General features: G+C 70.3%; 11 protein-coding genes. 5 read left to right on the forward strand and 6 right to left on the reverse strand.

Translation table 11 applies throughout. The features are described 5' to 3' along the window. The first annotated feature begins 880 nt into the window (after positions 1-880). Complete coding sequence (locus tag IH61_RS0106100; RefSeq protein WP_078910875.1) at positions 881-3,292, forward strand: glycosyl hydrolase family 95 catalytic domain-containing protein; 2,412 nt, start codon at positions 881-883, stop codon at positions 3,290-3,292. A gap of 58 nt (positions 3,293-3,350) precedes the next feature. On the opposite strand, the gene IH61_RS46760 is transcribed toward IH61_RS0106100, so the two are convergent. The 6 genes from IH61_RS46760 to IH61_RS0106130 all read right to left on the reverse strand — a co-directional run bounded on the left by IH61_RS46760 (position 3,351) and on the right by IH61_RS0106130 (position 10,886). Beyond that, entirely contained in the window at positions 3,351-4,844 is a 1,494-nt protein-coding gene (locus IH61_RS46760) for a discoidin domain-containing protein (protein WP_031066079.1), read from the reverse strand. 74 nt (positions 4,845-4,918) lie between these two features. Further along, positions 4,919-5,221, reverse strand: a complete 303-nt coding sequence (locus IH61_RS0106110) for a hypothetical protein (RefSeq protein ID WP_031066081.1) — start codon at positions 5,219-5,221, stop codon at positions 4,919-4,921. Between the two features lie 16 nt (positions 5,222-5,237). Then, positions 5,238-7,649 (reverse strand): Ig domain-containing protein, encoded by a 2,412-nt coding sequence (locus IH61_RS0106115; RefSeq protein ID WP_063763146.1) that lies wholly within the window; start codon positions 7,647-7,649, stop codon positions 5,238-5,240. A 101-nt stretch (positions 7,650-7,750) separates the two neighbouring features. After that, complete coding sequence (locus IH61_RS0106120; RefSeq protein WP_078910876.1) at positions 7,751-8,599, reverse strand: carbohydrate ABC transporter permease; 849 nt, start codon at positions 8,597-8,599, stop codon at positions 7,751-7,753. Beyond that, positions 8,596-9,504, reverse strand: a complete 909-nt coding sequence (locus IH61_RS0106125; protein ID WP_234327051.1) for a carbohydrate ABC transporter permease — start codon at positions 9,502-9,504, stop codon at positions 8,596-8,598. The genes IH61_RS0106120 and IH61_RS0106125 overlap by 4 nt, the downstream gene beginning before the upstream one ends. A gap of 83 nt (positions 9,505-9,587) precedes the next feature. Beyond that, the gene (locus IH61_RS0106130) at positions 9,588-10,886 is read right to left on the reverse strand and encodes an extracellular solute-binding protein (RefSeq protein WP_031066092.1); all 1,299 of its coding nucleotides are present in this window, start codon (positions 10,884-10,886) and stop codon (positions 9,588-9,590) included. A 272-nt stretch (positions 10,887-11,158) separates the two neighbouring features. Here IH61_RS0106130 and IH61_RS0106135 point away from each other — a divergent pair, with 272 nt between their 5' ends. The 4 genes from IH61_RS0106135 to IH61_RS0106150 all read left to right on the forward strand — a co-directional run bounded on the left by IH61_RS0106135 (position 11,159) and on the right by IH61_RS0106150 (position 18,371). Beyond that, entirely contained in the window at positions 11,159-12,223 is a 1,065-nt protein-coding gene (locus IH61_RS0106135) for a LacI family DNA-binding transcriptional regulator (RefSeq protein WP_037971758.1), read from the forward strand. Positions 12,224-12,661: 438 nt separating this feature from the next. Continuing rightward, positions 12,662-13,090: a hypothetical protein gene (locus tag IH61_RS0106140; protein WP_158844685.1), complete on the forward strand. Its 429-nt coding sequence runs from the start codon at positions 12,662-12,664 to the stop codon at positions 13,088-13,090. 140 nt (positions 13,091-13,230) lie between these two features. Beyond that, entirely contained in the window at positions 13,231-16,275 is a 3,045-nt protein-coding gene (locus IH61_RS42585; RefSeq protein WP_031066100.1) for a right-handed parallel beta-helix repeat-containing protein, read from the forward strand. A 119-nt stretch (positions 16,276-16,394) separates the two neighbouring features. Beyond that, positions 16,395-18,371, forward strand: a complete 1,977-nt coding sequence (locus IH61_RS0106150; protein ID WP_267883996.1) for a glycoside hydrolase family 2 protein — start codon at positions 16,395-16,397, stop codon at positions 18,369-18,371. Positions 18,372-18,418: the final 47 nt, after the last annotated feature.

Consider the following 18,418-nt stretch of genomic DNA (forward strand, 5'->3'; position numbering starts at 1 on the left):
TCCCGCACCGACCAGAAGCTGGCCTATCCGCTGCCGGCGGGCGCCGACCCCGCCAAGGTCCGCGCCTCCGCCCTCTACCAGGACCACCGCAGTGACATCGCGGTCTCGGTGGCCGACGGCGCCGTCAGTGTGACCGTGCCGGCGGGTGTGCCGGTCATCGTCTACCTCGACCAGCAGGCACCGGAGTTGATCAACGACAGCTCGTCCGCGATCAGTTACTCCGGCAGCGGGTGGGCGGCGATCACCGGCCGGGGTCTCGGCGACCACGGTGACGACGTGCACGCGACCTCGACCGCCGGGGACTCGGCGAGCGTGAGTTTCACCGGCACCGGTATCGACCTGATCACCGAGACGAACAGCGACCAGGGCGCCGCCGACGTCTACGTCGACGGCCAGCTCGTGCGCAGCGTCAACGCCAACGCCGCCGGCCGGTCGGTGCAGGTACCCCTGTACAGCGTGGCCGGGCTCACCTACGGTGCCCACACCCTGAAGGTCGTGAACACAAGTGGGTCCCTGTTGATCGACGCCTTCAAGGCGTACACCAACATCCTGCCGGTCCAGACCGTCAACGACAACAGCTCCGGTATCGCCTACACCGGAGCCGCATGGACGTACCACCCCTCCCGGACCTTCGGCGACCTGTCCGGTGACGTGCACGCCACGAGCGCCAACGGCGACTCGGCCCTCCAAGCGTGGCCTGACCTCGGGCCCCCACACCGTCACCGTCACCAAGCAGAGCGGCGACTACATGCTGATCGACGGCTTCACCACCGTCAACTGACCCTCCAGGGCCTGGCCGACGGACACATCCGCCGGCCAGGCCCTCACGCTGCCCCGGCGCCGCCGACGGTGGCACCACTTCAGGAAAGGAACCACCGCGTTGAGTGTTCTGAGGTATCGCCGGCCGGCCCGGGCGTGGACCGAGGCCCTGCCGATCGGCAACGGATACCAAGGAGCGATGCTGTTCGGCGGCGTCGAGACCGAACGGCTGCAGATCAACGAAGGCACCGCCTGGTCGGGGAGCACCGCGAGCGAGCAACTGCCGCCGACGGTCACCGCGGAGCAGGCCCGAGCAGCGGTGGAAGCGGCACGGGCCTCGCTGCTGGCGGGTGACCCCGAGGCCGCGGGCACCGCCGTGCGAGAGCTCCAGCACCGGCACAGCCAGGCATTCCTGCCGTTCGTCGACCTGTCGCTGAGGGTGACGCCCGCCGGATCGGGCACCTGGCGCAGCGAACCCGACCTCTACGAGCGCAGCCTCGATCTCGGCACGGCCACCCACGAGACGCGCTGGCGGCGCGACGGCACCGAGGTGCGGCAGACCTCGTTCGCCGGCCATCCCGACCACGTGCTGGTCCACCGGCTGCGGGCCGGGCGCCCGGTCGACGTGGAGCTCTCGCTCACCTCCCCGCTGCGGACACCGGGCGCCGTACGGTCGCCCGGCGGCGCTGCGCTCGCGATCCTGCTGCAACTTCCCAGCGACGTCCGGCCCGCCCACGACCAGGTGCAACAGCCGATCTCCTGGGACGGCACACCGGGCGCCGCACTGCGCGGCGCCGCGACCGTCGCGCTGCTCCACGACGGCGAGGTGGTCGTCGGCGAGGACGGGACGCACGCGACGCTGACGAACGTCACCACCCTGGACCTCGTCATCGCCACCGCCACCACCTTCGAGGGCATGGGACGGCCCCCGCACGGCGACGAGCACGACGCCCTGGTCCGTGCGAGCGCGCAGCTGACCGAGGCGCTGGAGCGCGGTGTCCCGGCGATCCGGGAGCGTCAACTCGCCGACCACCGTGAGCTGTTCGGGCGCGTCAGCTGGGAGATGGACGCGCGGGAGCCGGCCGACGGCTCGACCGGCGAGCGCCTGCTGGCGGCCAACGCCCACCCCCGGGGGGCGCTGGCCGCCGACCCGAGGCTCGCGGTCCTGCTCTTCGACTACGGCCGCTACCTGCTGATCTCCTGCTCCCGGCGCGGCGGGACCCCCGCCAACCTCCAGGGCATTTGGAACGACTCGATGCGTGCCGCCTGGAGCTCCGGCTTCACCACCAACATCAACCTACAGATGAACTACTGGCCGGCCGAGGTCGCCAACCTCCCCGAGACCGTGCCGCCCCTGATCGAGCTGGTCGAGGCGCTGAGCCGCAACGGCCGGGGGACCGCGCGCCGGCTGTACGGGGCATCCGGCTGGGTGGCCCACCACAACACCGACATCTGGGCCTACACCCAGCCGGTCGGCGAGGGCGGGCACGACCCGAAGTGGGCGTTCTGGCCGTTCGCCGGCCCCTGGCTGGTGCGGCACCTCCACGACCACCTCGCCTACGGGGCCCGGTCCGAGCCCGACCCGGAGGAGTTCGCGCGCCGCACCGTCTGGCCGGTCACCGCCTCGGCCGCCGAGTTCCTGCTCGACTGGCTCGTCGAGCAGTCCGACGGCAGCCTCGGTACCGCGCCGTCGACCTCGCCCGAGAACGAGTTCCTCGCCCCGGGCGGTGGAGCGGCGGCGGTGACGCGATCGTCGGCCATGGACCTCGGCCTGGCGGCCGAGCTCCTCCAGAGCCTGCTCGACCTCGCCGCCCGGCTCGGGCGGGCCGACGACCGCCTGGTGGACCGGGCCCGCTCCGCCCTGGCGCGCATTCCCGCTGTGCGCGTCGGCCGGGACGGAGGCATCGCCGAATGGCTCGACGACCACGTTGCCGTCGACCCCCGGCACCGGCACCAGTCGCACCTCTACCAGCTCTTCCCCGGTGCCGGGCTCGACGAAGAGCTGCGCGCGGCGGCCAGTCGGACGCTGGACCTGCGCGGAGACGACTCGACCGGCTGGTCACTGGCCTGGCGGCTCGCCCTGCGCGCGAGGCTGGGGGAGCCGGAGGCCGTCAGCCGCCTGCTCGCGTTGCTCTTCCGTGACATGGAGACCGACCGGGGCCCGTGGTCCGGCGGCCTGTACCCCAACCTGTTCGCCGCTCACCCGCCGTTCCAGATCGACGCCAACCTCGGCTACGTCGCGGCCGTCGCCGAGTGCTTCGTACAGAGCCACGACGGCCGCATCACCCTGCTGCCCGCCGTCCCGGCAGAGTTCGCCGATGGCACCGTGCGCGGCCTGGTCGCGCGACCCGGTGTCCGGGTCGACCTGGAATGGAAGCAGGGAGAGACCGGCGCCGAACTGGTCTCGGCCCGGCTCCGCGCCCTGCACGAGGGAGCCTGCGGCGAGCACGCCATCGCCTACCGGGGGCGGCAGCTGACCGTACGTCTCGACCGGCGGGTCACCGAACTGGGCGGTGACTCGCTCGATCCGTGAGTCATGAGTGCCGGAAGCCGGTCGGCTGGGACGGCCGCCGGCTTCCGGTGTGTGGGGGTCAGCTCAGGACCTGGACCTCGGCGAGGGACAGGGGGCGGTCGGAGCCGCGCAGCTGGACGCGGACGTACCGGGCGGTGCGGTCGACGGGCACGATCAGGGACGTTCCGACCGCGGCCTCCTGGTGGAAGCCGGTCACGCCGGGCTGGGCCAGGGTGGCCGTCAGGTCGGAGGAGGTGAACGGGGTGTCGGAGGTGAGGACGTAGACGTCGCGCAGGCGGTCGGAGCAGCAGTCGGCGCGGTTCCACAGCCTGATCGAGCCGACCTGCCGGGAGGAGCCGAGGTCCACCTGCCACCACGGGTCGGTGTCCAGCGGGCTGTCCGAGGTGTGGGTGACCGAACCGGCCCCGAAGTCGCCGTCGGTGTTGCCGTCCACCGCACGCGCGGCGTCCCCGCCGTAGCCCGTGCTCGACTGCGTGGCGGCCTGGCCGAGTGCGAGGTTGCGTACGGCCTGCCCGATGGCCTTCAGCTGTTCCATGGCCGGTTCGGAGATGTGCCCGTTGCTCCGGTCGTAGCCGACGTCCCAGGTCACCGCGCCGCCGACACGGACCACACCTCTGCTGAGCGAGACGATCTCGTCGGTGCTGAAGGACAGCGGAGCGGTCGGCTCGTCACCCCAGTAGCGCTGCAGGAAGGAGAGGTACTGCAACTGCGTCCGGGTACCGCGGTCGTCCACCCACCGGCTGTCGGTGGGGCGGGGCCAGTCGTCGGCGCCGGTCTCGCCCGGCGTGAAGTCGGACTCCTTGGTCCACGACCTGAGCGGGCGCACAGAGCCGGCGTTGAAGGACACCAGGGCTTTCGGGTTGCCGCGGCGCAGGGTCCTGGCCATCTGGTCGTAGAACGGCTCCAGAAGCTCGAAGAAGGCGCCGTCGACCCAGAAGCCGTCGACGTCGGTCCCCCACTGCGTGGCCCAGGTCTGCACGACCTTGAGCCAGTTGGCCTGGAACACCGGGGTCGGCTGCTCCTGCTTGACCTGGTCCGGGCCGGCGAGCATGAGCCGGGCGTAGTCGTCGTACGCCATGGTGTCGCTGGTCACGTAGACGATGAGTTTCATGCCCTCGGCGTGCAGGGCGGCGCCCAGCTCCTTGATCAGGTCGCGGCGCGACAGCCGGGACGGGTGCTCCGCCGTGGGCGGGACCAGCGCGTCGTAGGTGGCGTTGGGGGAGGTGTAGTAGGCAGTGTTCTGCCCGAGCGCTATCTGCATCCAGCCCGCGCCGACCGACTTCAGCTGCTGGACGACGCCCTTGACGTCATAGGCGTCCACCCGGTCGTTCCACTCCTCGGCCGTCGGCAGCTTCGGGTAGGTGGTGGTCGGGCAGCCGTCGGGCGGACAGCCCTCGGCGAGGAAGTGCTCCATGACACCGAACTTGCCCTGGGACATCCAGTCCGTCGCCGAGCCGCCCGCGGCCTGGGCGGACCCGGTCGGCAGCACCGTCAGGGCGAGGCCGAGCAGTAACGCGACCACGGTCGCGAGGACCGATCTGACTTTTCGCATCGAAGTTCCTTCCTCGGTGGGGGACGTGCGCCCGCGCTCGGGGGGCGCGGGGCGTTCGGCTGCGCGTCGTTCCGTCAGTGAGCCCGCAGAGCGTGCGGCGTGCGGCGCAGCGGCTCGGGAAGTGCGTCTCCGTGGGTGGCGACCATCTCGTCGCACAGCTGCCGGATCTGATCCACCGTCAACTGCGCGGTGGTGGAGGGGTAGGTCATGGCGGCGTGCCGGATGTGGTCGGGGTCGCCTTCCACCGCGGCGGCGACGACGAGTTCGACGACGTTCAGGAACTGCCGGTTGACGGCGGCGAGTTGCACCGGCAGTGCGCCGAAGTTCGGGTTCGGCCTGCTGTTGTCGGCGGGGCACAGCTGGTGGGGGCGACTCACGGGCTGCGGAGCGGACCTAGCTGATCGGGCTGGTCGGGCTGATCGTGAAGGTCTGGACGGCGTCGGCGGTTCCGAGTCCGCCCTTGCCGGTGATGGTGAAGGTCGCGGGCGTCCCGGTGGTCGGGATGCCGGTGATGCCGCCGGTGTCGGGGTTGAGCGTCAGGCCGGCGGGCAGCTCGCCCGAGGTGACCGAGTACCGGATCGTCTGGGGGGTGTTGGTGACCACCCGGGCCTCGTAGAGGGTGCCCGTGCTCGTCGTCGGCAGCGTGGTGGTGGTGAACGCCGGGGTCGGGGCCGTGACGGACTGCGCCGGGCCGGTGGGGTTGCCGTTCGCGTCGAGCTGTTGCAGGGACCAGGACTGTCCGGGGGTGACCACGGACAGGTGCCAGTGGGTGGACTGGTCCCGGAGGGAGGCGAGCTGGGCGGGGGTGAACGAGCCGAGGTCGCGGGCGGTGTCCCACTGCTTGATCGCTTCGAGCAGGACCTCGGTGTTGGGCCCGTCGGTCAGGCTGCCGATGGAGGTGCGGAAGCCGGAGCCGGCGTTCCAGGACGCCGCGCGGGCCAGGATATCCTCCAGGTCCTTGGGCTTGGTGCCACCCTCGAGCGTGATCCAGCCCATCATGCCGGGCAGGTAGTTGGCCCGGTGGTACGCGTTGTGGAGGTACAGCTTGTCCATTCCGGTGTTGGCCTCGCCCCAGCTGGCCCGGGAGATGCCGTCCCAGATGTTGGAGCCCTCACGGCTGGTCTCGGAGATGAAGCCGTCGGGGCTGGTCTGTCGACGGAAGGTCTCGTTGACGAGCCTGGCCATGCCGTAGGCGCCCCAGCCGGACTCCGAGGCGGACTCCAGCCCGTCGAAGGAGGTGGCGGCGATGCCGGTGGTGTTCCAGACGGTGGCGAACCGGCCGGCGACGGCGTTGACGATGTTGATGCCGCCGAGCGCGCCGCCGTATTCGTTCTCGGGTATCCGGGCGGTCGGCGTGCCGGCCTGGTGGGCGTCCGAAGCGCTGTCCCATGCCTTGCGCTTCACGTCCGTGACCTGGCACTCGCCACCGGCCTGCGTGTAGCCGCCGTAGGTGACGACCTCCTGGCCGACCAGCATGCGCTGGCCTTTGGGGCCCTTCGCCAGCGGTGCGCAACTGGTGAGGTACAGGGTGGTGTCGGCCGGCCCGAGGTTGCGGCTCAGGGTGGTACTCAGGCCGAGAGCCATGTCCGGGCTGAACGGCGGCTGGATGTAGGGATCGTTCGGGGTGACGAAGTCCGACAGGGTGTGCACTCCCAGCCGGACGCCCTCGGCCCTGGCCTCGTCGGCCATCGCCTTCGCGGCGGTGTCGCTGTTGCCGAAGTCACTGTCGAACCCGTAGTGCCCGTCGGAGTCCCAAGGGCCGTCCTGGGGGCCCAACTTGTAGATCAGGCTCATCCCGCCGGCCTTCGCGAGCTTCGCGGCCTCGCCGACGTTGCCGGTGTTCAGGTCGGAGAGGACCAGGATCGACTGGGAGGTCGCCTGGGCGCTCTTCTGCCACTGCCCGTTGATGGTCGGGTACGGCAGGCCCTGCCCGCGTGCGAGGTTCGACAGCACGGTGGGCGCCAGGTCGGGGGTGGTGCCGAACAGCGCGATCTTCGAACCGACCACGCTGCCCTGCCCGTTCGGCAGCGGACCGACGGGCATCGGGTAGACGTCCGTCGAGCCGTCGCCGGTGGTCACACGGGTGCGCGTCCGGGTGTAGTCGAAGGTGAACGCCCGCAGCACCGTGCCCCACGGCGTGCGACCCCCCACGCTCCACTGCTCATGGGCGTCGTCCACATTCATCGGGTTGGACGCGACCTGGTTCTGCCAGCCGATGGGGGTGTTCAGCTCCTCGCGGGGCCAGCCGCCCTCGGTACGGTCGGTGAGCGGCTTCATGCCGAGGGCGAAGTCGTCGTCGCGGACGATGCCGGCGCTCTCGCCGAGGGTCTGGGTGATGTTCGTGGCCAGCGGCCCCCACAGGAGGGTCTGGAGGTCGGCGCCGTCCGGAGCGGTGGCCTTGGTGACGGTGAGGGTGGAATACGTGGTCAGGTCCTGGACCGCGACGTCGACCTCGAACCCGCCGGGGCCGGTGAAGACGAGCGTGCCGCCGTCGAGCGCGAGCGCCGAGGGCATCACCTGCCGCCCGTCGACCATCAGGCTCACCAGCGGCGCGGTGCCCTGGCCGGTGGCCACGTACTCCTTCGCGGTGCGCTTGTCGACCAGGGAGGTGACCTGTCCCGTGGCGTCGAGGTCAAGGTGCAGGTAGCCGGCGTCCAGGACGACACCGCCCGACCCGTCCGGACCGACGGCGGCAGCGGCGGCAGTCGCGGGCGTCCTGCCCAGGCCGGTCAGTCCGGCCACCGCGAGCGCGGTGACCACCCCGAGCACGGCGGCCCGGGTTCCTGCTGTGGGGGTGGAAGGCATTCTCGTACCTCTCAGGGGGATTTGAGGAACGGTGCAGGGTCTGGGCGGTCATGGCGGTGCGGTCGAGGCCCGGCCACTGGTGGTCGCCCCGGGTGCGGCGCCTACTTGGAGGCCCCGCTGGTGAGGCCCTTGACGAAGTGGCGCTGGAAGGCGAGGAAGAGGATGAGGACGGGGAGGGAGGCGAGCAGCATGAAGGCGAAGAGCTGGCCGTAGTCGGTGGAGTGCATGCCGACCGCGCGGTAGACGCCGACGGTGACGGTGGTGCCGCTCTCCGGCCCGAGGATGATCAGCGGCGTCAGGAAGTCGCTCCACAGGTAGACACCGAGGAAGATCGTGACGCTGGCGGTGGCGGGGCGCAGCAGCGGGAAGACGACGAGCCAGAAGGTGCGGAACCGGCCGGCACCGTCGATGGCGGCGGCTTCCTCGAGTTCGAGGGGTACGGAGCGGACGAATCCGGCGAAGAGGAAGACGCCGAAGGGGACGTAGTAGCCCATGTTGCACAGGACGAGTCCGGGCAGGGTGTTCATCAGGCCGACGGTGCGCAGGATCTCGACCATCGGGTTCAGGATGACCACGCCGGGGACCATGAGCCCGGCAAGGAGGAAGACGAGCAGGAGCCGGGCGCCGATGTGGCGCGAGCGGGCGATGGCGTAGCCGAGCATGGCGGAGGTGACGGTGACGGCGACCATCGAGATGACGGTGATCTGGAGGCTGTTGAGCAGGCCGCTCCAGAAGAGGTGGTCGGGGCCGCTGATCACCTGGCGCAGGTTGGCCAGGGTGGGATGGGTGGGCAGGGTCCAGGGCTCGGTGGCGATGTCGCGGTTGGGTTTGAGGACGTTGGCGACGACGAGGTAGAGGGGCGTGGCGTACAGCGTCGCGCAGGCCAGGGAGAGGACGGGGCGCAGCCAGGGGATGCGGTCGTCGGACCAGCGTCGGGTGCGGAGGTTCACAGGTTCTGCTCCCGCCGTTGCAGGAGTCGGAGGGTCACGGTCGAGACGACGGCGGTCAGGACGAGCATGACCACGGCGTAGGTCGACGAGTAGCCGACGCGGTTCTCGTTGAAGCCGATCGTGACGATGTTGTAGGCCAGGGTCGTGGTCGCGTCCGTGCCGGGCCCGCCGTTGGTGATCACCTGGACCTGGTCGTAGGTCTTGAACGCGTTGATCAGCAGCATGACCGTGTTGATCGTCACCGCGGGTGCGAGCAGGGGCCACGTGACGTGGCGGAAGCGCTGCCACGCGGAGGCGCCGTCGAGGGTGGATGCCTCGTTGAGCTCGTGCGGGATGGTCTGCAGGCCGGCGAGGTAGACCACGACGCAGAAGCCCACGCTCTGCCAGATGGCGACCGTCGCCACGCTGTACAGGGCGAGGTGACGGTCGGTCAGCCAGCCGGGAGGCTCGTGCACGCCGAGCTGCGCCAGCATCGTGTCCAGGATCCCGCCGTCGGCCAGGATCGCCTGCCAGATGACGCTGACCACCACACCGGACAGGATGACGGGCACGAAGAACACGCTGCGCAGCGCCCGGTAGAGGCGGCTGGAGCGGTCGATGAGCATCGCGACGGCCAAGCCCAGGGCGTTGGGGACGACGATCGTCAGCACCGCGAGGATCAGCGTGTTGGTCAGGGCGTGATGGAACGCGGGGTCGTCGAGCAGGTCCTGGTAGTTGCGCAGGCCGATCCAGCGGGTCGGCGGGTTGAACATGTTCCTGTTCGTGAAGCTCTGCCACAGGGCCATCACGGTGGGCAGCGTGACGAAGGCGAGGTAGAGGAAGACTCCTGGCCCGGCGAAGCCGAGCCAGTACGACCCGGTCCGCACCCGGTTGCCTCGTGACGCCGTCTTGAGTGCGCTCGGCACTGTTCTCCTCCTGATCGACGGACGGTCCACCGGTGCGGTGTCCCTGGGCGGGCCGCCGACCGGCGCGGGGTACGACCGGGGTGTCAGCCGCTGGTGTTCTTCCTGTAGGAGTCCTGCATGACCTGGGCGAACTGCGCCGCACTCCTGCCGCCGTTGACCAGGTCGACGATCGCCTTGTACATGTCGTTGGTGACACCGGAGGGCAGGGCGTCGTTGACGGCGAACGCCTTGACCGTCCTGTTGGCCGCCACGGCCTTCTGGTACAGCTCGTAGCCGGCCGTGTAGTTGGCGCCCAGCGTGCTCGGCGGGGTGTAGCCCTTGACCGCCATGAACAGGCCGTCGGCCTTGACCGCGGCATCGAGGTTGTCCTTGTCGGTGCTGAACGCCAGCGCCCACTTCTGGGCCAGCGCGACGTTCCTGGACTTGGCGCTGACGGCGGTCCCGCCGCCGGTGTCGGCCGGCATCACGATCTGCCCGCTGTCGGTCGGCCAGGTGAACACCCCGACCGGGAAGGAGGGCGGATCGGTGTCGGCGGAGGCCGGGAACCAGCTGCCCATCGGGTACATCGCGGCCTTGTGCTCGCGGAACGCCTGCTCGGTGTTGGCGTAGCTGCGGCTGAGCCCCGCCTTGTCCAGGTAACCCTCCGAGGCGAGCGTGGCCACCTTCTGCGCGGCGGCCACGAACCGGGGATCGGTGAAGGACGCCTTGCCGGAGGCGAGGTCCGCCACGAACGTCGGGGCCGCGGGGTACAGGTCCGCACTGACGGCGGCGACCAGCGGGTACTGGTCGGCCCAGCTGTCGGCGCCGCCGCCGCCGATCTCGATCGGGGTGATGCCGGCGGCCTTGAGCTCGGCGCAGTCGGCCAGGAACTCCGACCAGGTCGTCGGCGGGTGGTCGATCCCGGCCTTGGCGAAGTCGTCCTTGTTGTAGTAGACCATCGGCACGGCCTGGGTGGCCCAAGGCGTCTGGTAGCTCCTGCCGTTGATCGAGTTGGCCATGGGGTCCACGAAGCCGGTCAGCTGGTCGGCCGTGAACGGGGCCAGGGCGCCGGCCTTGACGAAGTCGGTCGGCGAGATGCCGATCATCACGTCCGGAAGCTGGCCCGAGGCGAGCAGCTGCTTCGCGTAGGTGGTGTAGTCGGTGTTCGGCGTCACCAGCTTCCTGATCGTGACGCCGGGGACCTTGGCGCTGGTGCGTGCGATCGCCGCGTCCCAGTACGCGGCGTTCAGGTTCGGCGTCTCGAACGTGAGGAACGTCAGCGTGACGCCGCCCGAGGCGCCGCCACCCGATGTGGACGAGCCGCCCGCGGAACAGCCTGCGGTCAGTGCGAGCGCGGCCGTGGCCGCGGTGAGGAACACGAGCCGGCGGGAACGTCCGAGCATGGTGGCTGTCCTTCGGGGGCGCCGCCGGCGGGGGTCGGCGGGATGAGGACGGGACGGGGGCCGCGGAGAGGGCTCGCCCGTCGTCATGAATGCGTATTCACGTTGGCGGCGACGTTAGCTCCGCCCGAATCGGCGGTCAAGACCCGTGGGTGGAAGCGGCTCGTGAGCGGATTGACAGCCTCGACATGCCCTGCCCAGGATGGACCCGCCCTGGGAGTGAATGCGTATTCCTACGCACGGTTACCCGGGGCCGGAGAGGAACACCGAACACCATGGCCACCAGTGAGGATGTGGCTCGGCTGGCAGGGGTCTCCCAGGCGACCGTGTCGCGCACCTTCTCGGGTTCGGCGCGGGTGAGCGAGGCCACCCGGGCCAAGGTCGAGGCCGCCGCGACCGCGCTCGGCTACGTGCCGGACGCTGCGGCGCAGAGCCTGGTCACCGCGACGTCCAGGACGATCGCCCTGAACGCGTTCGGCAACGAGGCGCTGCTGTCCCTGCTGTCCCGGCCCGACCTGTACTTCTACATCGGGGTGCTGCGGGCGCTGCAGGAGCACGCCGCACTCGCCGGCTACGACCTGCTGATGCCCTCCACGCCCGACCGGCCCGACCGGTCCGACGGCGCCGGCTACATCCGCCGACTGCGTTCGCGCAAGGTGGCCGGCGTCATCAGCCTGGGCGCCCCCCTGGACACGCGCAGGCAGGCGCTGCTGGAGTCGGGCATGCCGACGGTGTTCATCGACGCGGCGGGATCGGGGCCGAGGGCCACCCATGTGAGCTCCGACAACGTCGACGGTGCCAGGCAGGCGGTACGTCATCTGCTGGAACTCGGCCACCGGAAGATCGCCCGCATCGCCGTCCCCGAGACCGTACTGCCCGGGCGCGACCGCGCGGCCGGTGCCCGCGCCGCGCTGGCCGACGCGGGTGTGCTGGAGGACCCCAGGCTGGTGGTTCCTTCGGACTGGACCCCCGAGGGCGCCTACGACGCGACGACCATCCTGTTGGCCGGCGGCGTCGAGTTCACCGCAGTGGTCGCGGAGAGCGACATCGAGGCGTTCGCGGTGATCCACGCGCTGACCGACCACAGGCGGCGGGTGCCGGAGGACGTCTCCGTGATCGGCTTCGACGACCTGGACCTGTGCACCTTGATGCGGCCCGCCCTGACCACCGTGCACCAGGACGTCCACCGGATCGGGGCGCGCGCGGTGGAGGCGCTGCTGCACACCATCGAGCAGGGCGGCGCCCCGGACCCGATCGTCGTCCCGGCCCGTCTGGTGGTGCGCGACTCCACCGCGCCGCCCCCGGCGGCCTCCGGAATCACGTCTGCCGCATCGGCCTGAACCGCGGGTGCAGACCTTCGGCTCGGGGTGAAACGGTCTGCTCATCAGAACCTCAGGTTCTCCGTGGCACTCTCATCGCGTGCAGGCCACCCGGCTCGCACCGGAGGACGGGCTCCGACGCGGCCCAGGCCCACGGGTCGCCGGCACCGGTGGGTACCGCCGCCATCGCCACCTGGCGGACGGCCGTACGACCGGCACCGGCCCGGACCGGGTGCCACCTCCTGACCATCCGGACAGCGGCGGAAGACGGGCGAGATCATGGCGGCGGATCAACGGCAGCTCCAGCGTGGGCAGTTCCTCCGAGAGGCGGCGGCATTCCAGCGTGCCAACGCCGGCGGCAGCCGGTACCTGGCACGGATCGCGTTCCCCTCCGCCGAGGATTCGAACGGGGTCCCCCTCGTCCTGGTCACCACGGTGAGTCCCAGGTCGGGAGCGCCGGTGCTGCTGCCGGCCACGGCGACCCGGCACGACCTTCACGTCGCCCTCGCCTCCGAAGGCGGATGGGCTGCCCCGGACCCGAGGCCCCTGACCCGGTTCCCGGTGACGGGGGAGGCGCCGCCCCTGCTGGTCTACGCCGACCTCCTCGAGGACATCGGCGACCTCCTGTTCACTTTCACCGACTACCCCGCCAACGTCGGCCGCCCGGACGTCGTGGCCAGCCTGGACACCGTCGGCCTCGTCGGCGAGACCACCGCGGTGGTCGAGGTGTCCGCCCTCGGTTCGGTCCACCGGGTCAGCATCCCGCTGGACTCCGGATTCCCGCTGGTGGCCGTGCCGTTGGAGATCGCCGAGCACCTGCTGACGGTTCGGCCGTCCGAGGACGGCGCTCCCTCCGCCGAGTGGGAGTACCCCGTCGGCCGGTGCTGACGGCGGGCAACGCCCAGATTTGTCCACTCCATTGACATTGATCGGATGCTTGTTCACTATCGGGCCTGAAATGCACGCATTCAGCGCCCCGATCACTCGCTGACATCCGATGTCTAGGCAATGTCGCAAGGAGTACCCCCATGGCTCCGCCCACCCTGCGGACAGCGGCCGTGGCTGTCGCCACGGCTGCCACCCTGGTCGCCACCGTCGGCAGTCTCGCCGCCACCCCGGCGCGTGCCGCCGTCCAGACCGTCCTGTACGCCTCCCCCTCCGGCTCGGGAAGCGCCTGCACCCTTGCCGCCCCCTGCTCCCTCACCGCCGCCCGCGACCTGGTCCGCACTCTCGCCCCGAGCATGAGCGGCGACATCGCCGTGCAACTGCGCGGCGGCACCTACCGGTTGGCCGCGTCCTTCGAGCTCGGCCCCCAGGATTCCGGTACCGGCGGCCACACCGTCGTCTACCAGGCGTACCCGGGTGAGCAGCCGGTGCTCAGCGGCGGCCGGCAGGTCACCGGCTTCACCCAGGTCGATGCGGCCAAGAACATCTGGAAGGCCCCCGCTCCGGCCGGAGCCCAGGGTCTGCAGATGTACGTCAACGGCCAGCGCGCGGACCGCACCCGCTCCGCGCTCAACCCGGCGGGATTCAGGAAGTCCGCCGCGGGGTTCACCACCGCCGATCCCTCGTACACCACCTGGCGCAACCCCTCCGACGTGCAGATCGCCGCCCTGTCCTACTGGAAGCACCTGCGCTGCCCGCTGTCCGGCATCACCGCGGCGGACGGGGGCTCCAGCCTCGACGCCGCCCAGCCGTGCTGGGCGAACAGCACGGAGTCGCCCGCGCCCGGGTACCCGTACAACGGATCCGGCCGCCCCCCGTTCGACCCGCTCAGCTGGATCGAGAACGCCTACGAACTCCTCTCCGCTCCTGGGCAGTTCTACCTGGACCGGACCGGAGTGGTGGACGGCAGCGGGACGCCGCAGGTGTACTACATCCCCCGCACCGGGGAGAACCTCGCCGCCGCGGACGTCGAACTGCCCACGCTGGAAACCCTGGTGAACGTCGCCGGGACTCCGGGCCACCTGGCGCCCGTCAACGACGACGACACGAGCGCCGTGTACGGGGGCTCCTGGGCCGTCTCCGGCAAGCGCGGGTACGGCGACCTCGGCGACGACGTGCACTTCACCCACACCGACGGCGACTCGGTCGCCTACACCTTCGACGGCACCGGCCTGGACGTGCTCGGCGAGACCAACACCGACGAAGGCGGCCTGGACGTCTACGTCGACGGCGTGCGCACCGGTTCGGCCTCCGCGTACAGCTCCACCCGGCTCGCACAGCAGGTGATCGCCTCGGTCCGCGGTCTCGCCAAGGGCTCGCACACCGTGAAACTGGTCAAGACCGGCGGTGGCGTCCTGACGGTCGACGCCTTCACAGTCGTGCCCGACGTGGTCGCGCCGGTCCACGACATCGCCTTCCAGGGCATCACCTTCTCGTACGCCACCTGGTTGCAGCCCGCCGGCCCGGACGGCTACGCGGACAACCAGGCCGGCGTCCTGTGGGCGGGCAGGTCGACCCAGGTGGTGCGCACCCCGGGGGCGGTCCAGGTGCACCACGGGCAGCGGATCTCGATCACCGGCGGCGAGATCAGCCACGTCGGCGGCAATGCCGTGGATCTGGCCGACGGCACGCAGGACTCCGGCATCACGGGCAACCGCATCCAGGACACCTCAGGGGCGGGAGTGTGGGTCGGGGAGGTCGACGACTACTACCTCAACGACACCGCGCTGATGACCTCCGGTGACACGGTCTCGGACAACGCGATCGTGAACATCGGCCGCGAGTACGCCGACGCGGTCGGCATCATGGTCGGCAACTCCCGCGCCGTCACCGTCGCCCACAACGAGATCGCCCACACCCCGTACTCCGGGATCTCGGTGGGCTGGGGCTGGGGATGGGCCACCCAGGGCGTCGCCCAGCACGGCACCGTCTACTCCGGCGGCAACCGGATCCTGGCCAACTACGTCCACGACACCATGCGCGTCCTCGAGGACGGCGGCCCGGTCTACACCCTCGGCGGCCAGGGCACCGGCGACGGCAATGCCACGTCCGTGGTGGCCGGCAACGTCCTCGCCGTCTCCACCGGCAACAACGGCGCGGCCTACGGCCTGTACCACGACGAGGGCAGTTCCAACTGGGACAGCTACGACAACGTCATCAGCCAGATGGGCAGCGACTGGAACCACGAGTGGCTCTGGACGATCCACGACATCACCATCCACAACAACTACACCGACACCTCCCGCTACCTGAACAACGGCACCAGGGTCGACGTCAACAGCAACAACACCGTGGTGACGAACGGCTCCTGGCCGCAGGGCGCCAAGGACATCATCGCCCGGGCGGGCCTGGAAACCGGCTACAGGTCCCTGATGCCGCCGGACGCCGACCTGCTCAACGACAGCGACTACGGCGGCCTGACGGCCCCGGCGACCATCTCCTACACCGGCAGCTGGAACGTCTACAGCATGCGCCAGACCGGCGACCTGGGCGCCGACGTCCACGCCACCCCGGCCAACGGCGACACGGCCACCATCAAGTTCACCGGCACCGGCCTGCGCGTCCTCGGTGAACTCTCCTCCGACCAGGGCCAACTGGCCGTCACCCTGGACGGCGCCCCCGCCGGCACCGTCGACACCTCCACCGCCGGCGCACGCCAGGCCCAGGTCGCCATCTACCGGACCGCGAACCTGCCCTACGGCAACCACACCGTCACCCTGACCAAGACCAGCGGCAGCACGGCCACCATCGACGGCTTCCAACTGGACCACTCCGTCAACGACACCGACCCGTCGCTCGCCTACTCCGGCAACTGGTCCCACCTCACCGGCCGCGGCTTCGGCGACTTCAACGACGACGTCCACTGCACCACCACCGACGGCGACTCGGTCACCGCCACCTTCAACGGCACCGGCGCCGACGTGGCCACCGAGACCAACAGCGACGAGGGCACCATGGACGTCTACGTCGACGGCCAACTCCGCGGAAGCGTCAGCGCCAACACCCCCACCCGCACCGCCCAGCAGCGGGTCTACACGATCGACGGGCTGCCCTACGGAGTGCACACCCTGAAGCTGGTCAAGACCGGCGGCGACTACCTGCTGGTCGACCGCCTGACCTACCGCTAGAGACGGCGGGCCGACCGGGGCAGCAGACCCGGTCGGCCCGCCGTACCAGCGAGAATCCGCCGCTACGGAGTGTCTCGTGCGACTCGCGGGGGGCCGCGAGCCCGCGAACGTCGATCAGCCTGAACCAGGGCTGGCAGTTCACCAGGTCCGACGTCAACGGTGCCGAGGCGCCCGGCTTCGACGACTCCGGGTGGGCGGCCGTGAACACCCCGCACACCTGGAACGCCGCCGACTGCGTCACCAAGACCTACTACCGGGGCATCGGCTGGTACCGGCAGAGCTGCACGGTTCCCGCCGAGCTGGCCGGGCGGATGCTCTACCTGCAGTTCGCCGGCGTGAACCAGGTCGCGGACGTGTGGGTCAACGGCAAGCACGTCGGCCGGCACAAGGGCGGCTACTCCCGCTTCCGGTTCCCTGTCACGGGAGTTCTGGTGCCGGGGCAGGACAACGTGATAGCGGTGAAGGTGAACAACGCCCACGACCCGGACATCGCCCCGCTGAGCGCCGACTTCTCGTTCGACGGCGGCATCTACCGCAACGTCAGCCTGCACGCCGTCGACCCGCTCCAGGTCCAGATGCTCGACCTCGCCGGGCCGGGTGTCTACCTGCGCCAGAGGGACGTCTCAGCGAACTCGGCGACGGTCACGGTCACCACGAAGCTGTGGAACCACCACACCGACGCACGGTCGGCATCGGTCCGGACGGTCATCACCGACGCGACCGGGACGGTGATCGCCGACCAACGCACCGCCGCACGGGAGATGGCTCCCGGTACCGGGGCCGACGTGGTGCAGACCGTCACCGTCAGCCGACCGCGGCTGTGGAACGGGGTGACCGACCCCTACCTGTACCAGGCCAATGTCGAGGTCCACGACGCCACCGGCGGAGCCGACACCATCACGGACGCGGTCACCGAGCCGCTCGGCCTGCGCACCTTCAAGCTCGACCCGGCGACCGGTTTCCACCTTAACGGGAAGCCGCTGGGACTGCACGGCGTCAGCCTGCACCAGGACCTGGCCGACAAGGGCTGGGCCCTCTCCGACGCCGACCGCGCCCGGGATTTCGATCTCATCCAGGACCTGGGCGCCAACACCGTCCGCATGGCGCACTACCAGCACGACCAGAACGACTACAACCTCGCCGACGAGCGCGGCATCGTCGTCTGGGCCGAAATTCCCCTGGTCGACACCGTCACGGCCTCCACCGGGTTCACCGAGAGCACACAGAACCAGCTCCACGAGCTGATCCGGCAGAACTACAACCACCCCTCGATCGTGTTCTGGGGCATCGGCAACGAGCAGCGCAAGGACGACACCGCGACGAACACCCTGCTCGGATCCCTCGCCGACATCGTCATGGCCGAGGACCCGGACCGGATCTCCGCCTATGCGGACGACAGCGGCACCTGGGACGTCGGGATCCGGCGGCACTCCCAGACCTTCGGCGGCAACCAGTACTACGGCTGGGACGACGGGGGCTCGATCCACGACGACCTGGGAGAGTGGGCCGACACCGTCCACGAGAACGACCCGACCCGCCCGTTGGGCCTGTCCGAGTACGGCGCCGGCGCCAACACCGCCCATCACGCCCTCAACCCGTCCTCGGTCGACGCGGAGAGCCAGTGGCATCCGGAGGAGTACCAGGCGCTGTTCCACGAGGCGGCCTGGCAACAGCTCGCCACGCGCCCGTTCATCTGGGGAACGTATGTCTGGAACATGTTCGACTTCGCCTCGTCCTGGCGGAACGAGGGAGGTCAGCCCGGCATCAACGACAAGGGGCTGGTCACCCGTGACCGCGCCGTTCGGAAGGACGCCTTCTACTTCTACCGGGCCAACTGGTCCACCGCGCCGACCCTGTACATCACCAGCCGACGCTGGACCCGGCGCACCGATGCGGCAACCGAGTTGAAGGTCTACTCCAACGCCGACACGGTCTCCGCCACGCTCAACGGCTCGTCCCTCGGCGGCCGGAGCAGCGCGAGCCGCATCTTCCGGTGGACCGGGGTGACCTTGCAACCGGGTCCGAACACCGTGGTGGTGACCGCGACGATCAACGGCGAGACCCACACCGACACGGTCACCTGGTCCCTCGCGTAGTCGCGCCCCAAAGGCCCGGGCGAGGTCCTCCAGGACCTCGCCCGGGC

Origin of the sequence: Streptomyces sp. NRRL WC-3742 (assembly GCF_000720635.1) — a bacterium.
Classification (GTDB): domain Bacteria; phylum Actinomycetota; class Actinomycetes; order Streptomycetales; family Streptomycetaceae; genus Kitasatospora.